20 protein-coding genes are annotated in these 21,420 nt (G+C 60.6%); 6 read left to right on the forward strand and 14 right to left on the reverse strand.

The features are described 5' to 3' along the window. Positions 1-225: 225 nt before the first annotated feature. Positions 226-645, forward strand: a complete 420-nt coding sequence (gene mscL, locus E3O56_RS00495) for a large-conductance mechanosensitive channel protein MscL (RefSeq protein WP_005791618.1) — start codon at positions 226-228, stop codon at positions 643-645. A 40-nt stretch (positions 646-685) separates the two neighbouring features. Here the strand turns inward: mscL and E3O56_RS00500 are convergent, their stop codons facing one another. Further along, the gene (locus tag E3O56_RS00500; protein ID WP_032879395.1) at positions 686-1,462 is read right to left on the reverse strand and encodes a ferredoxin--NADP reductase; all 777 of its coding nucleotides are present in this window, start codon (positions 1,460-1,462) and stop codon (positions 686-688) included. 458 nt (positions 1,463-1,920) lie between these two features. Here E3O56_RS00500 and E3O56_RS00505 point away from each other — a divergent pair, with 458 nt between their 5' ends. Continuing rightward, on the forward strand, positions 1,921-2,631 hold the full coding sequence (locus E3O56_RS00505; RefSeq protein ID WP_248127592.1) for a LuxR family transcriptional regulator: 711 nt from the start codon (positions 1,921-1,923) through the stop codon (positions 2,629-2,631). Positions 2,632-2,775: 144 nt separating this feature from the next. Beyond that, positions 2,776-3,900 (forward strand): methyltransferase, encoded by a 1,125-nt coding sequence (locus E3O56_RS00510; protein ID WP_248127594.1) that lies wholly within the window; start codon positions 2,776-2,778, stop codon positions 3,898-3,900. A gap of 66 nt (positions 3,901-3,966) precedes the next feature. Here the strand turns inward: E3O56_RS00510 and E3O56_RS00515 are convergent, their stop codons facing one another. Genes E3O56_RS00515 through E3O56_RS00525 form a run of 3 tightly spaced genes read right to left on the reverse strand, consistent with a single transcriptional unit; the run spans position 3,967 to position 6,595 of the window. Next, positions 3,967-4,134, reverse strand: coding sequence for a DUF2474 domain-containing protein (locus E3O56_RS00515; protein ID WP_078822377.1), 168 nt, complete (start codon positions 4,132-4,134; stop codon positions 3,967-3,969). A gap of 12 nt (positions 4,135-4,146) precedes the next feature. Next, on the reverse strand, positions 4,147-5,154 hold the full coding sequence (gene cydB / locus E3O56_RS00520; RefSeq protein WP_005791627.1) for a cytochrome d ubiquinol oxidase subunit II: 1,008 nt from the start codon (positions 5,152-5,154) through the stop codon (positions 4,147-4,149). Between the two features lies 1 nt (position 5,155). Further along, entirely contained in the window at positions 5,156-6,595 is a 1,440-nt protein-coding gene (locus tag E3O56_RS00525) for a cytochrome ubiquinol oxidase subunit I (protein ID WP_005791629.1), read from the reverse strand. A 316-nt stretch (positions 6,596-6,911) separates the two neighbouring features. Between E3O56_RS00525 and E3O56_RS00530 the strand changes: the two genes are divergently transcribed. Beyond that, positions 6,912-8,150, forward strand: coding sequence for an MFS transporter (locus E3O56_RS00530; RefSeq protein ID WP_005791631.1), 1,239 nt, complete (start codon positions 6,912-6,914; stop codon positions 8,148-8,150). 136 nt (positions 8,151-8,286) lie between these two features. Here the strand turns inward: E3O56_RS00530 and E3O56_RS00535 are convergent, their stop codons facing one another. The 4 genes from E3O56_RS00535 to E3O56_RS00550 all read right to left on the reverse strand — a co-directional run bounded on the left by E3O56_RS00535 (position 8,287) and on the right by E3O56_RS00550 (position 12,520). After that, entirely contained in the window at positions 8,287-10,470 is a 2,184-nt protein-coding gene (locus E3O56_RS00535) for a xanthine dehydrogenase family protein molybdopterin-binding subunit (RefSeq protein WP_103734824.1), read from the reverse strand. Beyond that, positions 10,467-11,456: a xanthine dehydrogenase family protein subunit M gene (locus E3O56_RS00540; protein WP_078822380.1), complete on the reverse strand. Its 990-nt coding sequence runs from the start codon at positions 11,454-11,456 to the stop codon at positions 10,467-10,469. Before E3O56_RS00540 ends, E3O56_RS00535 begins: the two co-directional genes overlap by 4 nt. After that, entirely contained in the window at positions 11,453-11,977 is a 525-nt protein-coding gene (locus E3O56_RS00545; RefSeq protein ID WP_103734826.1) for a (2Fe-2S)-binding protein, read from the reverse strand. The genes E3O56_RS00540 and E3O56_RS00545 overlap by 4 nt, the downstream gene beginning before the upstream one ends. A 96-nt stretch (positions 11,978-12,073) precedes the next feature. Next, positions 12,074-12,520, reverse strand: coding sequence for a DUF4879 domain-containing protein (locus E3O56_RS00550; RefSeq protein WP_005791635.1), 447 nt, complete (start codon positions 12,518-12,520; stop codon positions 12,074-12,076). Between the two features lie 188 nt (positions 12,521-12,708). Between E3O56_RS00550 and E3O56_RS00555 the strand changes: the two genes are divergently transcribed. Both E3O56_RS00555 and trmA read left to right on the forward strand, forming a co-directional pair. Further along, the gene (locus E3O56_RS00555; RefSeq protein WP_005791636.1) at positions 12,709-14,004 is read left to right on the forward strand and encodes an NCS2 family permease; all 1,296 of its coding nucleotides are present in this window, start codon (positions 12,709-12,711) and stop codon (positions 14,002-14,004) included. Next, positions 14,001-15,080 carry a tRNA (uridine(54)-C5)-methyltransferase TrmA gene (trmA, locus tag E3O56_RS00560; RefSeq protein ID WP_078822381.1) on the forward strand — a complete coding sequence of 360 codons (1,080 nt, stop codon included), beginning with the start codon at positions 14,001-14,003 and terminating at the stop codon, positions 15,078-15,080. The genes E3O56_RS00555 and trmA overlap by 4 nt, the downstream gene beginning before the upstream one ends. Before the next feature lie 70 nt (positions 15,081-15,150). Here the strand turns inward: trmA and E3O56_RS00565 are convergent, their stop codons facing one another. From E3O56_RS00565 to E3O56_RS00590, 6 genes are all read right to left on the reverse strand, one after another. Further along, positions 15,151-15,606: a DUF2442 domain-containing protein gene (locus E3O56_RS00565; protein ID WP_078822382.1), complete on the reverse strand. Its 456-nt coding sequence runs from the start codon at positions 15,604-15,606 to the stop codon at positions 15,151-15,153. Continuing rightward, on the reverse strand, positions 15,603-16,031 hold the full coding sequence (locus E3O56_RS00570; protein WP_248127596.1) for a DUF4160 domain-containing protein: 429 nt from the start codon (positions 16,029-16,031) through the stop codon (positions 15,603-15,605). Before E3O56_RS00570 ends, E3O56_RS00565 begins: the two co-directional genes overlap by 4 nt. Before the next feature lie 135 nt (positions 16,032-16,166). Beyond that, the gene (locus tag E3O56_RS00575) at positions 16,167-17,495 is read right to left on the reverse strand and encodes a TolC family outer membrane protein (protein WP_248127598.1); all 1,329 of its coding nucleotides are present in this window, start codon (positions 17,493-17,495) and stop codon (positions 16,167-16,169) included. Then, on the reverse strand, positions 17,492-18,817 hold the full coding sequence (locus E3O56_RS00580; protein WP_248127601.1) for an HlyD family type I secretion periplasmic adaptor subunit: 1,326 nt from the start codon (positions 18,815-18,817) through the stop codon (positions 17,492-17,494). The genes E3O56_RS00575 and E3O56_RS00580 overlap by 4 nt, the downstream gene beginning before the upstream one ends. Further along, on the reverse strand, positions 18,814-20,562 hold the full coding sequence (locus E3O56_RS00585) for a type I secretion system permease/ATPase (RefSeq protein ID WP_248127603.1): 1,749 nt from the start codon (positions 20,560-20,562) through the stop codon (positions 18,814-18,816). The genes E3O56_RS00580 and E3O56_RS00585 overlap by 4 nt, the downstream gene beginning before the upstream one ends. A gap of 170 nt (positions 20,563-20,732) precedes the next feature. After that, entirely contained in the window at positions 20,733-21,353 is a 621-nt protein-coding gene (locus E3O56_RS00590) for a heme acquisition protein HasA (RefSeq protein ID WP_032879376.1), read from the reverse strand. Between the last annotated feature and the right edge of the window lie 67 nt (positions 21,354-21,420).

Raw genomic sequence — 21,420 nt, forward strand, 5'->3', positions numbered from 1 at the left:
CGAGTCAGAAGATAAATAGAAAAACGCCACAGGGCCGATTAATAAAATAATCTGGTAACTGGCTGAAATGACGGGTAATTCGCGCGCGACTGGTGGCACTTTGCAAACTATTTGCGTTTTAATGTGTCGATAAAAATCGACAGTGTTAACAGTTGTGTCGAGCAAGCCTTGTACGACTGAATTACACTGACCTCCACCCTTCTCAACTGTAACAAGGAATAACCTATGGGCGTGATCAGTGAGTTCAAGGCCTTCGCGGTCAAAGGTAATGTGGTCGACATGGCCGTCGGTATCATCATCGGCGCCGCCTTCGGCAAGATTGTTTCCTCGTTTGTAGGCGACGTGATTATGCCGCCTATCGGTCTGCTGATCGGGGGTGTGGACTTTGCCGACCTGGCGATAACGCTCAAGGCCGCGCAGGGTGACGTACCGGCGGTGGTGCTGGCTTATGGCAAGTTCATCCAGAGCATCATCGACTTCGTGATCGTTGCTTTTGCGATCTTCATGGGTGTGAAGGCCATCAACCGCCTGAAGCGAGAAGAGGCCGTAGCCCCTAGCTTGCCACCGACGCCGACCAAAGAAGAAGTGCTGCTGGGCGAGATCCGCGACCTGCTCAAGGCTCAAAACAACAACAAACCGCTTTAATCAGCGATTGCAAAAAGGCGCCTCGTGAGGCGCCTTTTTTCTACCAGTAATTTTCTACTGCAACCTGACCAGGGCGTCGACTCAGGCTCAGTTGCATGTCCCGTTGCTTGAGTAGCTGGCGGGTGTCATCGACCATCTGCGGATTACCGCAAATCAATACGCGGGAGTGTTCCGGCGTTAACTCAAGGCCGGCCGCACGCTCCAGTTCGCCATTTTCGATCAGCGTGGTAATGCGCCCGTTGAGCGCACCCGGATATTGCTCGCGAGTGACGATGGGGATGTAGGTGAGTTTATGCGCGTACTCGGCCAAGTACTCGCGCTCCCCCAGTTCCTTGATCAGCGCCTGGTAAGCCAGCTCTTTCGCTTCCCGCGCGCTGTACACCAGAATGATGCGTTCGAATTTTTCCCAGACCTCAAAGTCCTGCAGGATCGACAGGAACGGCGCAACCCCTGTGCCGGTGCCCAGCAGCCACAGGTCGCGCCCGTCGACAAAGCGATTAAGGGTCAGGAAGCCGGTGGCCTGGCGCTCTACCAACAAGGTATCGCCAACCCGCAGCCGGCTGAGTTCGCTGGTGAACTCCCCGCCAGGGACAACGATGGAAAAAAAGTCGAGATGCTCATCAAAAGGCGATGACACCACAGAGTAGGCACGCCACACGGTGCTGCCATCGGCCTTGGTTACACCAAGGCGCACGAACTGGCCGGCGGTAAAGCGAAAGCCTGGGTCGCGAGTGGTGCGCAGGGTGAAGAGGCTGGGGGTCAGAGATTGCACGTCGAGCAAGGTCTGGCGGGTAAATTTCTCAGCACTGGCCGTCATGGGAGGCTCCGTTTTGCACAGGCCGCTAGTGTCTCTCAAAGCAGATGACGCAAACACCGTTGATTTGTACTGGCATTGCATTTATCCATCGCGCACCGCCTGTCAGTGACGCAAGTGAGCCAGCGGTTCACCCGCAATCCGCAGCAAACAACGCGCCGCACACTCATACTAATCATTTGGCTATTAACCCAACCGGAATGCGCCACAAGATGAAACTACGCCGTCCGAAGACGTCATTTTGATATCACCTGCAAGTCATTAAAACCAGTGCAAAAAAAATGTCCCATCGGTTTTTTCATACAAACCAATAACGCTTGTACATATTTGAAACCCGAAGACCAACCACTTGATGAATTTTTTTTCAGACTAGCTTGTACGACGTGTCCTACACTTGTTTTCGTGTTGGATTGGGGATCAGGAAGTACCCAAGTCACAAAGAAACCCATGGAGAGTTACCGATGGTCAATTGGCACAATTCACGGCTGCCCAAGCTGGAAGGCGAGAGCGAAATCACCACCGTGTATGAAATGGTGATCAACCGCACTCAGGAAATGGGGTTCAAATATTGCTCGTTCACAATGAGTACTCAATCCGAAAATACCCAAGCAAAGCCTTTCAACTGCAACAACTACCCAAATGAATGGAACAAAATCTATCAACAAGCAGGTTTCTTCGACAAAGATCCGGCTGTAGTTCACTGCAAGCACTCTGTACTGCCCATCCTTTGGGAGAAGCAAGCCTTCGGTAACGCACCTGAACTGTGGGACTTGGCTGAGTCATTTGGGGTGCATATGGGCTGGTCCCAGGCGGTGCATGATTTCAAGGGTGTATTCAGTATGCTGACCCTGGTGCGTGACAAGGGTGAGGTCAGCCCTGAAGAGCTTTACGAAAAAGCCGGTCAAGTATTGTGGCTCTGCCATGCGATGCATGCGGTCGTCGCGCTTCAATACACCGGCGAGCCCATCGACGAGGCGCCATTCAAGTTAACGGCCCGCGAAACGGAGATTCTCAGATGGTGCGCCATGGGCAAGACTGCCGCGGAGATCGCTCGCATTCTGTGCCTGTCCGAGCGCACGGTGGGTTTTCATGTCGGCAGAGTACTCAGCAAATTGAAGGTCACCAGTAAGATCCAGGCTGTGCTCTGCCTCGCCAAAGCCGGAATGCTGTAATCGTCAATCAAACACCCCATGTCATTGCGTAAAAAAAAACGTAACATTTACGGCCAACTCTGAGTGTTGATGCCGCCCCCTTCAGTGGGTCGCGTCGCCGTTCACTCAGACGGTTCCGTCGATTACCCAGAGCATTCTTCCCCCATGCCCCTGCTTGACAGCCCCTTCGCCCAGCTCGATCTGATTCGTCAGCCAGAGCAACACAATGATCCGCTGCAAGCCTTCGATGCCGCCGACGAGTACCTGCTCAACCACCTTGGCGCACAGCAACCCAATGCGCTGACCCGCGTGCTGGTACTCAATGACAGCTTCGGTGCCCTCGCGGCCAGCCTTGCGGGCCAGATGTTGGTGACCTCCAGCGGCGACTCGTTCCTCGCCGCCCAAGCCCTGGAGAAAAACCTGGTGCGCAACGGCAAGGCGTTTGATGCCGTGCCATTCGTACCCGCCAGTACCGCGCCGGTGGGGCCCTTCGATCGGGTGCTGATCCGTGTGCCAAAAACCCTGGCGCTGCTGGAAGAACAGTTGATCCGCCTGCAAGGGCAATTGGCGCCGGGCGCCGAGGTGATCGCCGGGGCGATGGTCAAGCACTTGCCCCGCGCCGCCGGTGAACTGCTGGAGCGTTACATCGGGCCGATGCACGCGACGCTTGCGGTCAAAAAGGCGCGATTGCTGATCGCCACCGTGGCAGATCGTCCTGTCGCCGTCTCGCCCTATCCCACCCGCTACAGGCTGGACGCGCCAGCGATCGAGTTGTTCAACCACGCCAACGTTTTCTGCCGCGAGGGCCTGGACATCGGCACCCGCGCCTTCCTGCCGCACCTGCCGAAAAACCTTGGCAGCGCCCGCGTGGCAGACCTGGGCTGCGGCAATGGCGTATTGGCGATTGCCAGCGCTCTGCAAAACCCCGACGCACAGTACACGCTGGTGGATGAGTCTTATATGGCCGTGCAATCGGCGGCTGAAAACTGGCAAGCCGCTCTGGGCAATCGCGACGTTATTGTACGTGCCGATGACGGCCTGGCCGGTCAGGAGGCGCAATCGTTGGACGTGGTGCTGTGCAACCCACCGTTTCATCAACAACAAGTGGTGGGTGACTTCCTCGCCTGGCGCATGTTCCAGCAGGCACGCGAAGCCCTGGTAGTGGGCGGCGCGTTGTATATCGTGGGTAATCGCCACCTGGGCTACCACAGCAAGTTGGCGCGATTGTTCCGTGGCGTCGAACAAGTGGCGGCCACACCAAAGTTCGTCATCCTCAAAGCGCGCAAATAAAAAAGCCCTGCCCTTCCAATAGAAGAGCAGGGCTTGCCTCTCACGCTGGCAGGCCGGTTCGGTATGTCAGTGCGTGGTCAGGCCCGCCGCATTCATGAACATGCGCATCAGGCTGGCCACCACGAACAGGGCCAGCACGCTGCCCACCCAGATCCCCGCCAGCCATCCCAGGCGCCGCCACAATGGCTGCTTCTCGGCCTGTTCAATCTCGTGCAGTGAAGGTTTACCGGACATGTTTCAACCCTCCTAGTGGTAGCCGTCTTCGTGGGTGACCTTGCCGCGGAACACGTAGTAGCTCCAGAAGGTATAACCCAGGATGAACGGGATGATGAACAACGTGCCCACCAGCATGAAGCCCTGGCTTTGCGGCGGTGCCGCAGCGTCCCAGATCGACACGGACGGCGGGATGATATTGGGCCACAGGCTGATGCCCAGGCCGCTGTAGCCAAGGAAAATCAGCACCAGCGTCAGCAGGAACGGCGTGTAGTGCGCATGACGGGCCACGGCGCGGAACAGTCCGTACATCGTGACCAATACCAGAACCGGCACCGGCAGGAACCAGAACAGGTTCGGCAAGGTGAACCAGCGCGAAGCGATTTCCGGGTGGGTCAGCGGCGTCCAGATACTGACGATACCGATCACCGCCAACACCACGAAAGCCAACGGCCGCGCCAGGTTATGCATCTGCTCCTGTAACTTGCCCTCGGTCTTCATGATCAGCCAGGTGCAGCCGAGCAAGGCATAGGCCACGATCAGCGCCACGCCGCAGAACATCGTGAACGGTGTGAGCCAGTCCAGTGAACCACCGGCAAACTGGCGGTCCACCACCGGGATGCCATCGATAAAGGCGCCCAACGCCACGCCCTGGAAGAAGGTTGCTGCCAGCGAGCCACCGATAAACGCCTTGTCCCACAGGTGACGCTTGTGGTCCTTGGCCTTGAAACGGAACTCAAAGGCCACGCCGCGGAAGATCAGCCCGATCAGCATCAGGATCAGCGGCAGATACAACGCCGACAACACCACCGAATACGCCAGCGGGAACGCGCCAAACAACGCCGCGCCGCCGAGTACCAGCCAGGTTTCGTTGCCGTCCCATACAGGGGCCACGGTGTTCATCATCACGTCACGGTCGACTTTGCCGGGGATAAACGGAAAGAGGATGCCGATACCCAGGTCGAAGCCGTCCATCACCACATACATCATGATGCCGAAGATGATAATCACGGCCCAGATCAGCGGAAGATCAATACCCATCTCAATTCCCCTTGTGCTGGATGTGGTCGTGGTCGTTATCGCTGCCATCGTCGGCGGCAGACAACGGACGCGCCGGGGTGCGTTTCTGACCAGGGCCACCATGGGCCGGTTCGGTACTGTCGTGAGTCACAGGGCCCTTGCGCACCAGGCGCATCATGTAACCCAAACCGGCACCGAACAGCGCGAAGTACACCACCACGAACAACACCAGGGTAATGGTCATCTGCGCCAGGCTATGCCCGGACGAGGCATCTGCGGTGCGCATCAGCCCGTAGACCACCCAAGGCTGGCGGCCGATTTCAGTGGTGAACCAACCAGCAAGAATCGCAATCAAGCCCGACGGGCCCATCCACAGCGCCAGGTACAGGAACGGCTTGGATGTGTACATCTTGTCGCCACGGCGCAGCCACAGGCTGAACAGACCGGTGAAGATCATCAGGAAACCCAAGCCAACCATGACCCGGAACGACCAGAACACGATGGTCGAGTTGGGGCGGTCCTCAGGCGGGAACTCCTTGAGGGCCGGCACCTGCTTGTCCAGGGAGTGGGTCAGGATCAGACTGCCCAGGTACGGGATCTCGACCGCGTATTTGGTCTTCTCGGCTTTCATGTCCGGCCAGCCGAACAGGATCAACGGCGTCGGCTCGTTGCCGATGTTTTCCCAGTGGCCTTCAATCGCGGCGATTTTTGCCGGTTGATGCTTGAGGGTATTGAGGCCATGGAAGTCACCGATCACCGCCTGGATGGGCGCGACAATCAGCGCCATCCACATCGCCATGGAGAGCATTTTGCGGATCGCCGGGTTGTCCTTGCCGCGCAGCAAATGCCAGGCTGCCGACGAGCCGACGAAGAATGCCGTGGCAACAAATGCAGCCGTGGCCATGTGCATCAGGCGATAGGGGAATGAAGGGTTGAAGATCACCGCCAGCCAATCAGTGGGAATTACCCGGCCATCAATGATTTCAAAGCCCTGTGGCGTTTGCATCCAGCTGTTGGAGGCGAGAATCCAGAACGTGGAGATCAACGTCCCCACCGCCACCATCACCGTGGAGAAAAAGTGCAGCTTGCGCCCCACCTTGTTCCAGCCGAACAGCATCACACCGAGGAAACCGGCCTCAAGGAAGAAGGCCGTGAGCACTTCGTACGTCAGCAATGGCCCGGTGACAGCACCGGCGAAGTCGGAGAAACGGCTCCAGTTGGTGCCGAACTGATAGGCCATGACCAAGCCGGAGACCACACCCATGCCGAAGTTGACGGCAAAGATCTTCGACCAGAAATGGTAGAGGTCACGGTAGGTATCGTTATGAGTCTTGAGCCACAAGCCCTCCAGCACCGCAAGGTAACTGGCCAGGCCGATGGTGATCGCCGGGAACAGGATGTGAAACGAGATGGTGAACGCGAATTGAATTCGGGCGAGATCTAGCGCCTCCAAACCGAACATAAGTCTTCCTCTGTCAGGTAATACCGGCTGCTGGCTGGGAGCCTGCACCCACTGCCCCCACGGATATGGAGTGTGGCGAATTTCAATTCGTTTCTTTTTTTACCCATCTCGTGGGGATTCTGGCCTTGCGGCCGCCAGAGCAATTCCGGGGCAGGTTTTGATCTGGATCAAGCATCGTTGAAAGAGTAGTCCCATTTTTGCTGTAGGACTGTGTGGTCTTTTGCCGCGTGACAGCTTGCCTCAGCCCTGTTCTTGCAACTATTTGTTACAGCTTGATGCTAATCTCGCCATTCCCCCGCTGCCGACCTGATTGCCGATGCCCAGTGAACCCGCGTTGCTGTTACGTCACCACCGCCCTTTCATCGCGTTCTGGCTGGCGCGGATCTTTACCGCCAGCGGTTTCCAGATGCTCACCGTGGCGATCGGCTGGAACCTCTACCAACTGACCGGCAACGTGCTGGACCTGGGGCTGGTTGGCCTGGTGGAATTCGTACCGCGCGTGCTGTTCATGCTGCACACCGGGCATGTAGCCGATCGCTATGAGCGACGCAGGGTCGCCGCCATTTGCCAGACGTTACAGGCGCTGATTGCCTTGTCCCTGGCCATCGGCGGCCTGACCGGCAACGTGACCCGCGAGATGATCTTTATCCTAGCCTTCCTGCTGGGCGCTGCGCGCTCATTTGAAATGCCCACCACCCAGGCGCTGCTGCCGAGCATCGTGCCCAGCGCGTTGTTCCCACGGGCCGTGGCGGCATCGCAATCGGCCCAGCAACTGGCGACCATCGTCGCACCCGCCGTTGGCGGTTTGCTCTACGCGTTTGGTAGCGTGTGGGTGTACGGCCCAACCGTGGCGCTGTACCTGATTGCCTGCGTCCTGACCTTGAACCTGCCCGCCCGCCAGACGCCGCTCAACAAAGCCAAGGCCACGATGGACTCGCTGCTGGCAGGCATCCGCTTTATCCGCAGCCGCCCGGACATCCTCGGCGCCATCTCCCTGGACCTGTTTGCCGTACTGCTGGGCGGCGCCACCGCGTTGCTGCCGGTGTTCGCCAAGGACATCCTGCTGACCGGCGCCTGGGGCCTGGGCCTGCTGCGTTCGGCACCGGCGGTGGGCGCCTTGCTGATGTCACTGTGGCTGGCGCGGTTCTCGGTAGACCGCAAGGTAGGACGCGTGATGTTCACCGCCGTCGGCGTATTCGGCGTGGCGACCATTGCCTTCGGCCTCTCGACCTCGTTCTGGTTCTCCCTGGCGGTGCTGGTAGTGCTCGGCGCAGCGGACATGATCAGCATGGTGATCCGCGCGTCGTTCGTGCAACTGGAAACACCGGATGAGATGCGTGGGCGAGTCAGCGCGGTCAATGGCCTGTTTATCGGTGCATCCAATCAACTGGGCGAGTTCGAGTCCGGGATAACCGCCCATTGGTTCGGCACCGTGCCGGCGGTGGTGATGGGCGGGATCGGCACCCTGGTGGTGACCGGGGTATGGATCAAGTTGTTCCCGACCCTGGCCAATCGCGATCGTATGCATGTACCGGTGGAAGAAACCAAGCCATAAGCTTAAGCGTTGTACCCTGTGGGAGCCGGGCTTGCCCGCGATAACAGTGTATCAGGCAACTCTCTGGTGGCTGAGGCACCGCCATCGCAGGCAAGCCAGCTCCCACAGTGGAGCTTCGGTGTTTGGAACACCGGTGCTAGAGCACTTTATCCAAGGTGATCGGAAACTCCCGCACCCGCTTGCCGGTGGCATGGTAAATCGCATTCGCCACCGCCGCCGCCACGCCGACAATGCCGATCTCCCCCACGCCCTTGGACCCGAGTGCGTTGACCACATCGTCGTGTTCTTCGACAAACAGCACGTCAATCTCGCCGATATCGGCGTTCACCGGGATGTGGTACTCGGCCAGGCTGTGGTTCATGTAGCGTCCCAATTGATGGTCGACCTGGGTCTCTTCATGCAGCGCCATGCCAATGCCCCACACCACGCCGCCAAGGATCTGGCTGCGGGCCATCTTCGGGTTGACCACGCGCCCCGCAGCAATCGCGCTGACCACACGGCTGACCTTGATGGTGCCCAAGTCTTCATCCACCCGCACTTCGACGAACACCGCCGAGTGCGTAGCGCTGGCATAGCCCTCGCGCTTCTTGTCGGGCTCGCTGTCGACCTGTACCTGCAAGGCGTCTTCACCGCTGTCCTTGACCAGTTGCGCCAACGACACGCTCACGTCACCGCTGTGTAGCTGGCCGTCTTCAAACCGAACCGAATCGGCATCCTTGAATACCGGGTAAGTCTGCCGGGCGATCTCCAGCAATTTGGCATTCAGCGCTTCGCACGCTTGCTGTACGGCGGTGCCGACGGAAGACACGGTAAACGAACCGCCCTGCAACGGCGCCGTGGGCAATGACGAATCACCCAGCAGAAAGCTGATATCGGCCATCGCCACGCCACTGGCCTGAGAGGCAATCTGGGTCATCACCGTGTAGGTGCCCGTGCCAATGTCGGTGGTGGCACTGCTGACGGTGAGTTTGCCGCGGCTATCGATGCGTGCCTTGGCGCTGGCCTTCATCTGCATGGCTTCCCACACCCCACCGGCCATTCCCCAGCCGATCAACTGGCGACCGTCGCGCATACTGCGCGGTTCCGGGTTGCGCTGGCTCCAGCCGAAACGTTCGGCGCCTTCGCTGTAGCATTCGCGCAGGGCTTTGCTCGACCAGGGTTTGTCTTCGTTCTGGTTACGCTCGGCGTAGTTGATCAGCCGCAGTTGCACCGGGTCGATGGCCAAGGCACAGGCCAGTTCATCCATGGCACATTCCAGGCCGATCACGCCCAGCGCAGCACCGGGGGCGCGCATGTCCAGCGGGGTAAAGACATCCAGCGGCACCAGCTTGTAGGTCAGTTGCACGTTGTCGCAGTGATAGAGCATGCCGCTCCACTCCACCACGTGCTCGCTGAAATCCTCGAAGCGCGAGGTCTGGCCAATCGCGGTATGCCCCAGGGCCAGCAAGCGCCCATTGGCGGCGGCCCCCATCTGCAAACGCTGCAAAGTGCGTGGGCGATAGCCGAAGGTGAACATCTGCTGGCGAGTCAGGGTCACGCGCACCGACCGCTTGAGCGCCAGAGACGCCATCACGGCCAATGGCAATTGGTACTGCGGGCGCAGGCCCGAACCGAAGGCGCCACCGACAAAGGCAGCAAAAATGCGCACCTGGCTTTTATCCAGGCCGAACACTTTTTGCACGTAGGCTTGGCAGTTCTGCGGGCCCTGGGTCTTGTCGTGGATATGCAACGTGCCGTCCGGCTGATACAGCACGGTGCTGGCATGGGGCTCCATGGGGTTGTGGTGTTCGATGGGGGTGCTGTAATGCAGATCGAGGCTGATCGCCGCACCGGCCCACTCGGCCTGAAAGTTGCCGCGTGGTTTGGGCGGTGTCTGCGGTGAAGGGTAGGCCCGTTCCTGCTGGGTGAGCAGGTCCGTTTCGAAATCTTCAGGCGCGTATTCGATGTGCACCAGTGAACCGGCGTGCCGGGCCAGTTCCAGGTTATCGGCAATCACCAAGGCCAGGGGCTGGCCGCTGTAAAGCACGCGGTCGTTGTACAGCGGGCGAAAGGGTGAGCCGTCGGCTGCATCATCATCCTGGAAGGCGTCGTCGTAACTGGCGATTCTGGGGCGATTGAGGTGATCAATGACCTCGACCACGCCGGGCAAGGCCAGGGCCTTGGAGGCATCGATCTTTATAACGCGGCCTTTGGCGATGGTGCTGGAGACGACGCTGCCATGCAGCAGGCCATCCTCAGGGAACTCACCGGCATAACGCGCCTGGCCTGTGACCTTGAGCAGACCGTCGACACGGTCCAGGGGTTTGCCGATGGCACTCATGGCTGTTCTCCTGCGACAGCAGCGTCGCTCAGGGCACGGATGATTGCGCGTCGTGCCAGTTTGATCTTGAAGCCGTTGTGCTCCAGCGGCTCGGCGTCTTGCAATAGGGCATCGGCAGCGTTGCTGAAGGTTTCGCGGCTGACGGTCTGACCGACCAATGCCGCTTCCACTGCGCGGTCGCGCCAGGGTTTGTGCGCCACCCCGCCAAGGGCCAGGCGCGCATCGATGATGGTGTCGCCGTCCAGTTCCAGCGCCGCAGCCACCGACACCAAAGCAAAGGCATACGAGGCCCGGTCGCGGATTTTCAGGTAGTGGCTGTGCCGGGCCAGATGGTCGGCAGGCAGTTCGATCGCGGTGATCAGTTCGTCATCGGCCAATTGGTTGTCGCGCTGTGGCGCATCGCCGGGCAGACGGTGGAAATCGGCGAACTCGATGACACGTGCCCCCCCACGCCCTTCTACATGCACCCGTGCCTGGAGCGCCGCCAGGGCCACGCACATGTCCGAGGGATGCGTGGCCACGCACTGCTCACTGGCGCCAAGGATCGCATGGATGCGATTCAACCCCGTACGCGCCGGGCAGCCGCTACCGGGCTCGCGCTTGTTGCACGGCACCGTAGCGTCATAGAAGTAGTAGCAGCGGGTGCGCTGCAACAGGTTGCCACCGGTACTGGCCATGTTGCGCAATTGCGGCGAGGCCCCCGCCAGGATCGCTTGGGACAACAATGGGTAACGCTGTTCGATCAGCGGGTGCCAGGCCAGGTCGGCATTGCTCACCAACGCGCCGATCCGCACGCCGCCGTCGGCGGTTTCTTCAACCTCGTGCAAGGGCAAGCCGGTGATATCGATCAAGTGTTCCGGGCGGCTGATGTTTTCTTTCATCAAATCGAGCAGGTTGGTGCCCCCGGCAATGAAGCGCGAGGCCGCGTTGCTCAGGTGCACCGCCTCTTGAACATCGGCAGGCTTGCTGTAATGGAAGGGGTTCATTGTTCACCTCCCGAGCGGTGGCACGCCGGCAGCGCCTCTTCGATGGCGTCGCGGATATTGCTGTAGGCACCGCAGCGGCACAGGTTGCCGCTCATCAGTTCCTGGATCTGCGCACGGTCGTGGGCGCGGCCTTCATTGGCCAGGCCCACGGCGGAACAGATCTGGCCGGGGGTGCAATAGCCGCACTGGAAGGCGTCATGCTGGATGAAGGCTTGCTGCATGGGGTGCAACTGGTCGCCTTCGGCCAGCCCTTCGATGGTGGTCAACTCGGCGCCGTCGCACATCACGGCCAGGGTCAGGCAGGCATTTACGCGCTTGCCGTCACGCAATACGGTGCAGGCACCACACTGACCGTGGTCGCAGCCCTTTTTGCTGCCGACTAGGTCCAGCTGTTCGCGCAGCAGGTCGAGCAAGGTGGTCCAGGGCAGCACATCCAGTTGGCGCGGCTGGCCGTTGAGTGTCATGCGTATCGGGTGGCGGGCAAACGGCTGGGCCGCCGCGCCATTGGGGTTTGCGCTCATAAACACCTCACGGGTTGAAGTACATCCGCGGCGTTCAGGAAAATCGCCGTCTTAGGGGTACGACTTCCCGGGATTTTGAGCGTTCAAGATGATTGATCAGCGGATATTGAGCTGGGCTTTCAAGGTGTTTTGCGGGGGGTTGATCGAGGTATTGGTGAATTCGAACCAGCCCTGGGCCTGGACATTCAGGTCGAACACATAGATGTAGCCCATCAAGGTGCCCACGCCGTTGCACGCCTCACTGATGTTGCCCACCTGGCACACCGCCGTGCGTTGCCCGTTCAACTCTGCGCCATTGAAGCGGCCCATCGGGCTGTTGCCCAGGCCGACTTCCATGACCGACACCTGGGTGGGCCCACGGTGTTCGCACATCTGGGTGGTGTTCACCCGTTCGGGGATGGTTTCGCTGCATTTTGCCGATTCCACCTTGAACACCCGCACCTCGCTCAACGCCGGTGCAGCCGCGCCCCACGCCGGTGCTGCGCCCAGCCACAGGCTGATACTGGCGATCAGAGCTAGACTCCACGCGTTGGCTTTTTTCATGCTGGCAATGACCCGGTATTGAACGTCGGCGCAGTATGCCTCAAGGCCATGCGCCACACAGCCTCGGCTGCTGGTATGATGCGCCGCTTTTTCCGATCCTCTCTGAAACCACAGGCGCTTGGCGCAGTTTGTGCTTTGACTTAGAGGTCAACAAATAACGACGCACAATAGCGTCACAGGGAGCCGGCATGCTGGAAAAGCTGTTTCAACTCAAAGCCCACAACACCAATGTGCGCACCGAGATTCTTGCGGGGATCACCACCTTCCTGGCCATGGCCTACATCCTGTTCGTGAACCCGAGCATCCTCGGCGAGACCGGCATGGACAAAGGTGCGGTATTTGTCGCGACCTGCCTGGCGGCGGCCATCGGTTCCACCGTGATGGGCCTGATCGCCAACTACCCGATTGCGCTGGCGCCGGGCATGGGCCTCAACGCGTTCTTCACCTACACCGTGGTCCTGCACATGGGCCACACTTGGCAGGTGGCACTGGGCGCGGTGTTCATTTCGGCGGTGCTGTTCTTCCTGCTGTCGATCTTCCGCATCCGCGAGTGGATCATCAACGCCATCCCACTGCCTCTGCGCTCGGCAATTGCTGCCGGTATCGGCCTGTTCCTGGCGCTGATTGCCCTGCATAACGCCGGGATCGTGGTCGCCAACCCGGCCACCCTGGTGGGCCTGGGCGACTTGAAACAACCGGCGCCAATCCTGGCGACGCTGGGTTTCGTCCTGATCGTCGCGCTCGAAGCCCTGGCCGTACGCGGTGCGGTGCTGATCGGTATCCTGGCGGTGACCATCGCCTCCATCGTATTGGGCTTCACACCCTTCATCGGTGTGACCTCGGTGCCACCCTCGCTGGCTCCGACGTTCCTGCAGCTGGATATCAAGGGCGCGCTGGATATCGGCCTGGTCAGCGTGATCTTCGCCTTCCTGTTCGTCGACCTGTTCGATAACTCCGGCACCCTGATCGGCGTCGCCAAGCGCGCCGGCCTGATGGGGAAGGACGGCCATATGCCGAAAATGGGCCGTGCGCTGATCGCTGACAGCACCGCCGCCATGGCTGGCTCGCTGCTGGGTACTTCCACCACCACCAGCTACATCGAATCGGCCGCAGGCGTGAGCGCCGGTGGCCGCACCGGCTTGACCGCCATCGTGGTCGCGATCCTGTTCCTGCTGGCGCTGTTCTTCTCGCCGCTGGCCGCCAGCGTGCCCGCGTATGCCACCGCGCCAGCCCTGCTGTTTGTAGCGGTGCTGATGAGCCAGGGCCTGGCCGAAATCGACTGGGATGACATTACGGTTGCAGCGCCGGTGGTGATCACTGCCCTGGCAATGCCCTTCACTTACTCCATCGCCAACGGCATCGCCTTCGGTTTCATCGCCTGGACCGCCATCAAGCTGCTTTCGGGCCGCTACCGTGAGCTGAACCCGGCACTGGTAATCCTGTCGATTCTGTTTGTGATCAAGCTGGGCTGGTTCAACGCATGACTTTTGACGCCGCAAGCTACACCGCTCAACTGCAAGACAAGGTCACGCGTTTGCGTGACCTGCTGGCACCCTTCGACGCGCCCGAACCGCAGGTCTTCGATTCGCCCTTGCAAAACTTCCGCCTGCGCGCGGAGTTCCGCCTGTGGCGCGAAGGCGGTGATCGCCATTACGCAATGTTTTCCCAGGACGACAAGCGCACGCCGATCCTGATCGAAGCGTTTCCGATTGCCAGCCAGCGCATCAACCAGTTGATGCCGCAACTCAAGGCCGCCTGGCAAGCCAGCGCCGCCCTGAGCCATAAGCTGTTTCAGGTGGAGTTCCTCACCACCCTGGCAGGCGACGCGATGATCACCCTGTGCTATCACCGCCCGCTGGACGAGCATTGGCACACCGCCGCGAACAAGCTGGCGGCTGAGCTGAATGTGAGCATCATCGGCCGCTCCAAGGGCAAGCGCGATGTGATCGGCCAGGACTACGTAGTGGAGAAACTCGAGGTCGGTGGCCGCACCTTCAGCTACCGCCAGCCCGAAGGCGCCTTCACCCAGCCCAACGGTACGGTGAACCAGAAGATGCTCAACTGGGCATTTGAAGCCTTGGGCGACCGCCCGGACGATTTGCTCGAACTCTACTGCGGCAACGGCAACTTCACCCTGCCGCTGGCCACCCGCGTGCGTAACGTGCTGGCCACCGAGATCAGCAAGACCTCGGTGAACGCGGCCTTGAGCAACCTCGATGAAAACGCGATCGGTAACGTCAAGTTGGTGCGCCTCTCCGCCGAGGAACTCACCGAGGCGCTCAATGAAGTGCGCCCATTCCGCCGCTTGCACGGCATCGACCTGAAAAGCTATGAGTTTGGCAGCGTATTCGTCGACCCGCCCCGCGCCGGCATGGACCCGGACACCTGCGAACTGACCCGGCGTTTCGACAATATCCTGTACATCTCCTGCAACCCGGAGACGTTGGCCGCCAACATCGCGCAACTGCATGACACGCACCGGATTACCCAATGTGCGATGTTCGACCAGTTCCCGTGGACGCACCATATGGAATCGGGTGTGTTGCTGACCCGCCGATAAAACCGCGGGGCATCGACCCAATAATGTGGGAGAGGGCTTGCTGGGGCGAGCCCCCTCCCACACAGGTTCTTCATGTGTCTGGTGTTTCTGGTACATCCTTGCGTGGCCGCCCGCCCTTCTTGCCATTGGCACGGGCGGCGGCGGATTTGGCCGCGCTGCTTTTGCGACCATTGCGCGATGCCACCAGGCTGGTTGCCAGATCCATCAGCGGCTGGCTTGTAGCGATCAGGCCGGTAATCGAAACATCCAGGTCCTGAGCTTCACAGCTGATGGCCTTGCCACCGAACGTCACTTCCAGTTGCTGAAAGTCTTTCTCTGAAAACCCCTCGAACTCCGGCAGGCCAGCCACCGGCAACACCACGCGGCTGCCATCGCTGAAGCCGATGGAGAGGCAGTCGTTTTCATAACGCACATTGCTGGCGTTGGCGTACAGGCGCTTCAACCTGCGCCCTCGGGCGATTGCCTTGTCAACGTCGGCCTCAGTGAGAGGTACATAAGGTTTGACCTTAGCTTTTACGATCTTCATAAATTAATCCCCACGCAATCTGGCGCTCTTACCAGATTCCAAATAGTCCGTTGCTCGACAACGTCGTGCCGGGCGCTTGCGATGACGTAGACGCCCGGTCGAATGACCAACCCTGGAACCAACTCACCAGCGTCCCAATCCCAGGAATGATTCTCCAGACAAACCGTCTGCAGTTTTTCCCACCAAATCCTGCGTGCCCGCGCCAAGTAGTGCCGCTGCATGATCGCCTCGCGTATTTCCTTCAGTACCGACATGGGTGGCCGCCTCCGTTCAGGCTCTACGTCCCACAACTCAACATCCCCACCCAAAAAATTGAAGCGAAAGCGTGCATCCCATCCCTTGCCCCTGACATGCACATGGGGCGGGCAATGCTCATCCCTGATAAACACTGAAATCACGTAGCCTTTGTAAGCACCTACTCTCATCGTAACCCATCCGTTAGGTTATTTTCCGCCAGGTAACAATTTCCCTCTGCCACCCGACAACCGGCTCCTGATTCCCGAAGCTGTTTCACAGACTAGTAACCACAAAAAACCCGGCGAATGCCGGGTTGTAACCACTCATGCCGAGGGTTGGAAATAACCGGCCAACGCCCGCAAGTCCTGCTCGCTCAGCAACCCCGCGTAATACTTCAACTGAATGCGCGCCAGCAGGTACGCGTGGCGTGCATTGGCCAGGTCACGGCGGGCGGTGAACAGTTGTTGTTCGGCGTCGAGTACATCAAGGTTGACCCGCTCGCCGCCACTGACGCTTTTCTTCGTGGCGCTCACCAGCGCCGTGGCGGAACTCACTGCCATTTCATAGGCCCGCACCTTGGCCGCGCCGCTGGTGTTGAGGTTGAATTGCTTGCGCAACTCCACCAAGGTTGCGGCGGTTTGCGCGTCCAGCTCGTATTGAGCCTGGGACAATTGGTTGGCCGCCTGACGGGTAGAGGCTGAGACCGAGCCACCGGCAAACAGCGGCAGGCTGATCTGGATGCCGACGCTGTTGGTGTCGTACTTCTGGTTGTAGCTGCTTTCTGAGTCGGAACTGGTTTTGCGACTGGTCGCGTACAGGCTGACCTTGGGCAAATGCCCGGCGCGCTTGCGCTCCACTTCATAAGAGGCCACGTCGAGCGCGTGGTGCTGGGACTTGAGTTCGGGGTTGTTGGCCATGGCCAGTTCACGCCAGGTTTCGAAACGGTTGGGCTCAAGCGGCGCGATCTCGAATGAGCGGGCCAGGGGTGCCAGTTCTTCGATGTGCAACGGCTGGCCGACAATGGCTTCCAACTCACGTAAAGCGCTGTCCTGGGCATCCACAGCTTCGATCTCTTCGGCCTGGGCCAGGCTCAGGCGCGCCTGGGTTTCAAGCACATCGGTACGCGTGCCCTCACCGCCTTTGAGCAGGCGGTCATTGAGTTGCAGGCGCTCGGCAAACGTACGCTTCTGGGCACGGCTCAACTCGATGCGCTCTTGTGCCAGCAATGCCTGGCTGTAGGCGCCCAGTACCCGCACGGCCAGCTCCTGGCTCTTGCCGCGAAAGCGCTCGTCGGCCATCAACGCCTGGGCAGTACCTTGGCGAAAACGCGCATAGGCTTCGTAATCGAGCAGCGGTTGCTGCAAGGTCAGGGCCGAGGCATAGCTGCGGTAATTGCGGTCGCTGGTGACATTACCCACCGCCGTACTCTGGGTGACTTCGGACTCATTGCGCGAGTTGTTGTAGTTCCATGACAGGTTCGGCAGCAACGCGGCTCGACCAATCACGCGGTTTTCTTCACCGGCCTCACGCTCCTGGATCGCCGCCTGAAAGGTCGGGTCGTTGCGTAGCGCCAACTCATACACATCCAACAGACCCAGGGCGTTTGCCGCTGGCGTGCAACTTAAACAGAGGGTGAACAACAACGCCTTCATTCTTCCACCAAGGCCATATGGGTACGGTCCAGCAAGGGTTTGAACAGGTAGTTGAGCATCGAGCGCTCGCCGGTCTTGACGAAGGTTTCCACCGGCATCCCCGGACGGATCTGCACGCCGTCCAGTTGCTGCATACCCGCTGCGCTGACCTGGGCCCGTAGCGTGTAATACGGCTCATCGGTGCGCTCATCGACCTGGCGGTCGGCCGAGACCAACGTGACCTCGCCCGCCACCCGTGGCGTGGTGGATTGGTTGAATGCCGAAAACATCAACTCAACCGGCAAGCCCGGGTGCACCTTGTCGATCATCTGTACCGGCACCCGCGCCTCCACCCACAACGGCTCGCCCTGGGGCACGATGTCCATCAGGGCCTCACCGGGCTTGATCACGCCGCCCTCGGTGTACACCTGCAACCCCACCACCACGCCGGATGCCGGTGCACGCACCAGGCTGTTGGCCAGTTCGAACTCGGCGGAGGCCAGGCGATTGCGCAAGTCCTCGCTGCGGGTGCGAGTCTCGGCCAACTGGGTGCGCAGGTCTTTCTGGAAGTCTTCGCCCAACTGGCGGATGCGCAAACGCAACTCCAGCACCTGGCGCTGCAACTGGCCGATACGCCCGAAATCCTCAGCGATAGCGCCGTCGATTTGCGCATACAGCCGCTCGCTGTCGAGCAGGCGATTGCGAGGGATGTAGCCGTCGCGTGCCAGTTCGCGCAGGCCCTGAAGCTGTTCACTCAACGCCGCCCGCTGTTGCACTTTGCTCGCTTGGGAGGCCCGCGTGCCGCGCAACTGCGCCTCAAAGCCGGCGATGGTTTCGCGCAGGCCCGCCTGTTCGGTGGCCAGGGCCTGGGCACGGCTCTGGAATAACTGGCGTTGCAGGGTCAGGGTGTTTGCGACGTCGGGATCGGCCAGCAGCTCGGGGCCAAATGCAATGGCCGGCAAGCCTTCGCTCTCGGCACTCAAGCGCGCTTCGCTGGCCAGCGACGCCAGGTATTGGCTGCGCAGTGACTGCATCTGCCCGCGTAACGGTGTTTCTTTCAGGCGCAACAACACCTGGCCTGCGCGTACCCGGTCACCGTCACGCACTTCAATACGCTCGACGATCCCGCCCGCCGGGTGTTGCACCGTCTTGCGATGCCCCGACACCATGACCTTGCCCGGCACCGCCACGCCCTTGTCCAACGGTGCCAGCGCCGCCCAGCCAAGAAAGCCGGCAAAGCCTCCAAGCACCAGCCACCAACCCAGGCGCGAATATTTTTTGTCATCCAGCGCCAACACGTTGTGTGGCTGGTCGCTGATCAACGCAGGTTTGCTCTGGTTCATGCGGGTTTTCCTTCACCGAAGCGGTAGCTCATGCTCATGCTCGACACCGGCTTGCTGGCCACAGGTTTTTGCCGCGCCTCCAACACCCGCGCCGTCGGGCCGAACGCCTGCATCTGGCCGTCCTTGAGGATCAGCAACTGGTCGGTCAGGCTCAGCACGTTGGGTTTGTGGGTGATCAGAATCAGGGTGCGGCGCTGTTGCTTGAGCAGGGCGATGGCTTGCAGCAGCGCCTGCTCGCCCACTTCGTCGAGGTTGGCATTGGGCTCATCCAGCACAATCAGCGCCGGCAGGCCGTACAGCGCACGCGCCAGGGCCACCCGTTGTTTTTGCCCGCCGGACAAGCCTGCGCCGCCCTCGCCCAGTTGCGTGTCGTAGCCTTGCGGCAGTTGCAGGATCAGCTCGTGCACGCCGGCCATTTGCGCCGCAGCGAGGACTTTGTCGGCCTCCACCGTTTCAAAACGCGCGATGTTTTGCGCAATGCTGCCCGCGAACAGCTGGATGTCCTGGGGCAAGTAACCGATATGCGGGCCCAGTTGCTGTTTGTCCCACACGGCCAGGTCGGCGCCATCCAGGCGCACCTTGCCGGCCAGCGGTACCCAGGCCCCCACCAGCACCCGCGCCAGGGTGGACTTGCCGCAGCCCGAGGGGCCGATCACACCGAGCACGTCACCCGCCGGCAGGCTGAAGCCCAGGTTGGCCAGCGCGGGCCGGCGGCTCCCGGGGGCGCAGGCGCTGATCTGCTCCAGGCTTACCTGGCCCTTGGGCACTGGCAGGCTCATGCGTGCCGGTCGCGCCGGGTTATCCTGCAGCATCAACGACAAACGCTCATAGGCCAGGCGCGCCGAACCCCACTGCTTCCACACGCCGATCAACTGGTCGATGGGGCTGAGCACGCGCCCCATCAGGATCGACCCGGCAATCATCATCCCCGGCGTAATGTCGCCGTTGACCGCCAACCAGGCGCCCAAACCCAGCACCAGCGATTGCAGGGCCAGGCGTACGCCCTTGGACCAGACTGTGACCACCGCAGTCTTTTCACTGGCCAGGTTCTGCTGCACCAGAAACGCCTGGTGCTGGCTGAACCAGCGCCCGCGCAGTGTGGCGAGCATACCCATGGCCTCGATGGTGTCGGCATTGCGCAGGTTGGCCGTGGCCTGCTGACTGGCACTGATCGACAGTTGGCTGGCCAGGGCCATCGGCGCCTGGCTGACATGGTGGTTGGCCCACGCCAGCGCGATCAGCAGCAGCGCACCACCCAGCGCCAGCAGGCCCAGCCAAGGGTGAAACAGGAAGATCACCAGCAGGTACACCGGAAACCACGGCGCATCGAAAAAGGCGAACAGCGCCTGGCCGGTGGCGAACTGGCGCAAGGTGGTCAGGTCGTGCAGGGCCTGGCCCGCGGCCTGGGTGCCGCCCTTGAGTTGCGCTTCATAAGCGGCGTCGAACACCCGCTGGTTCAAACGCATGTCCATTTGCGTGCCGAGGCGAATCACCACTTGGCTGCGCACCCACTCCAACGCCCCCATCAAGGCGAACAGGCCGAGGATCATCAGCGTCAGCATCAGCAGGGTCATCTGGTTGCCGGAAGCCAATACCCGGTCGTACACCTGCAGCATGTACAGCGCCGGGGCCAGCATCAGCAGGTTGATCACCGCCGAGAACAGGCCGATGTTGAAGAAGGCGCTTTTATAGGCCGTGAGTGCAGCCAGCATCTCATTCGCGCGCTTGGCACCGGGCCGAGTCATGGAGGTTGTCCCATTGAAGAGTCAAGCAAGGGCTCGCCCGGTGCGTTGACAGCACCTGCGGCGTACCCACAGAATTTGCCCCCGCCGCCGCCCTGGCCTTCGAAAACTCGGGCGGCGACGGGGTTTCAACCAGGCCGGTGAAGGCGTGAGCTTTCATCGGCTTTTTTGCATCAGGCGGCCAGGGCGAAGTCTTGCGGCGCGTCCTGAATCCCGACCAGGCCCACATCGGCAGCGGCGAACGCAGCCGAATCCTGATGCGCCACACCGGCGGCGGCCAGTTGGTCGAAGGTGGAGTTGACCGACAGGCTTGGGTCGATGCCCTTGAGCAAGGTGTCGATTGCCGAGGCCAGCGCCGAACTGTCACCGCTCATCAGGCCGTACACGATTTTGTGCACCTGGCCGTCACGGCCCTCGGACTGCAGACTCGACAGGCCCAGGTTGGTGAAGCTGACTTCCTGGTTGGCGATGCTGTAGCCACCGCTGGTTGCGCCACCGGCGAGGGTATCGCCCAGGGTCAGGCCATCGAGCGAGCCCCACAGGGTGTGGGTCGGCGGATTGAACAAGGTGTAATGCAGGCTGCCTTCGGCAACCACTGCCGCATCACTAACGCTGCTCGAAACGCCATATTGGGTGCCGTCGAACGGCCCAGGATTGAAACCACCGGTGTTCACACCCTCTTTGACCGAACCTTCACGGTGGTTGAGATCACCGAAGTAGGCCGACCAATCGCTCAGGTACTGGGCGACGGTGCTAGCGGCGTAGGTCGTGCTGTATGAAATAGAAATGCTCATGCAAAACTCCAAGTCATTGGGTGGTCACTCCGCAGCAAGCCAGTGCCTGCTGTGGTTTTGCCCGTTA

The organism is Pseudomonas sp. W2Aug9 (genome assembly GCF_023127755.1).
Taxonomy (GTDB): domain Bacteria; phylum Pseudomonadota; class Gammaproteobacteria; order Pseudomonadales; family Pseudomonadaceae; genus Aquipseudomonas; species Aquipseudomonas synxantha_A.

Coding starts and splice junctions, on each gene's coding strand:
- mscL (WP_005791618.1), top strand. CDS start 226: ATGGGCGTGATCAGTGAGTTCAAGGCCTTCGCGGTCAAAGGTAATGTG.
- E3O56_RS00500 (WP_032879395.1), bottom strand. CDS start 1,462: ATGACGGCCAGTGCTGAGAAATTTACCCGCCAGACCTTGCTCGACGTG.
- E3O56_RS00505 (WP_248127592.1), top strand. CDS start 1,921: ATGGTCAATTGGCACAATTCACGGCTGCCCAAGCTGGAAGGCGAGAGC.
- E3O56_RS00510 (WP_248127594.1), top strand. CDS start 2,776: ATGCCCCTGCTTGACAGCCCCTTCGCCCAGCTCGATCTGATTCGTCAG.
- E3O56_RS00515 (WP_078822377.1), bottom strand. CDS start 4,134: ATGTCCGGTAAACCTTCACTGCACGAGATTGAACAGGCCGAGAAGCAG.
- cydB (WP_005791627.1), bottom strand. CDS start 5,154: ATGGGTATTGATCTTCCGCTGATCTGGGCCGTGATTATCATCTTCGGC.
- E3O56_RS00525 (WP_005791629.1), bottom strand. CDS start 6,595: ATGTTCGGTTTGGAGGCGCTAGATCTCGCCCGAATTCAATTCGCGTTC.
- E3O56_RS00530 (WP_005791631.1), top strand. CDS start 6,912: ATGCCCAGTGAACCCGCGTTGCTGTTACGTCACCACCGCCCTTTCATC.
- E3O56_RS00535 (WP_103734824.1), bottom strand. CDS start 10,470: ATGAGTGCCATCGGCAAACCCCTGGACCGTGTCGACGGTCTGCTCAAG.
- E3O56_RS00540 (WP_078822380.1), bottom strand. CDS start 11,456: ATGAACCCCTTCCATTACAGCAAGCCTGCCGATGTTCAAGAGGCGGTG.
- E3O56_RS00545 (WP_103734826.1), bottom strand. CDS start 11,977: ATGAGCGCAAACCCCAATGGCGCGGCGGCCCAGCCGTTTGCCCGCCAC.
- E3O56_RS00550 (WP_005791635.1), bottom strand. CDS start 12,520: ATGAAAAAAGCCAACGCGTGGAGTCTAGCTCTGATCGCCAGTATCAGC.
- E3O56_RS00555 (WP_005791636.1), top strand. CDS start 12,709: ATGCTGGAAAAGCTGTTTCAACTCAAAGCCCACAACACCAATGTGCGC.
- trmA (WP_078822381.1), top strand. CDS start 14,001: ATGACTTTTGACGCCGCAAGCTACACCGCTCAACTGCAAGACAAGGTC.
- E3O56_RS00565 (WP_078822382.1), bottom strand. CDS start 15,606: ATGAAGATCGTAAAAGCTAAGGTCAAACCTTATGTACCTCTCACTGAG.
- E3O56_RS00570 (WP_248127596.1), bottom strand. CDS start 16,031: ATGAGAGTAGGTGCTTACAAAGGCTACGTGATTTCAGTGTTTATCAGG.
- E3O56_RS00575 (WP_248127598.1), bottom strand. CDS start 17,495: ATGAAGGCGTTGTTGTTCACCCTCTGTTTAAGTTGCACGCCAGCGGCA.
- E3O56_RS00580 (WP_248127601.1), bottom strand. CDS start 18,817: ATGAACCAGAGCAAACCTGCGTTGATCAGCGACCAGCCACACAACGTG.
- E3O56_RS00585 (WP_248127603.1), bottom strand. CDS start 20,562: ATGACTCGGCCCGGTGCCAAGCGCGCGAATGAGATGCTGGCTGCACTC.
- E3O56_RS00590 (WP_032879376.1), bottom strand. CDS start 21,353: ATGAGCATTTCTATTTCATACAGCACGACCTACGCCGCTAGCACCGTC.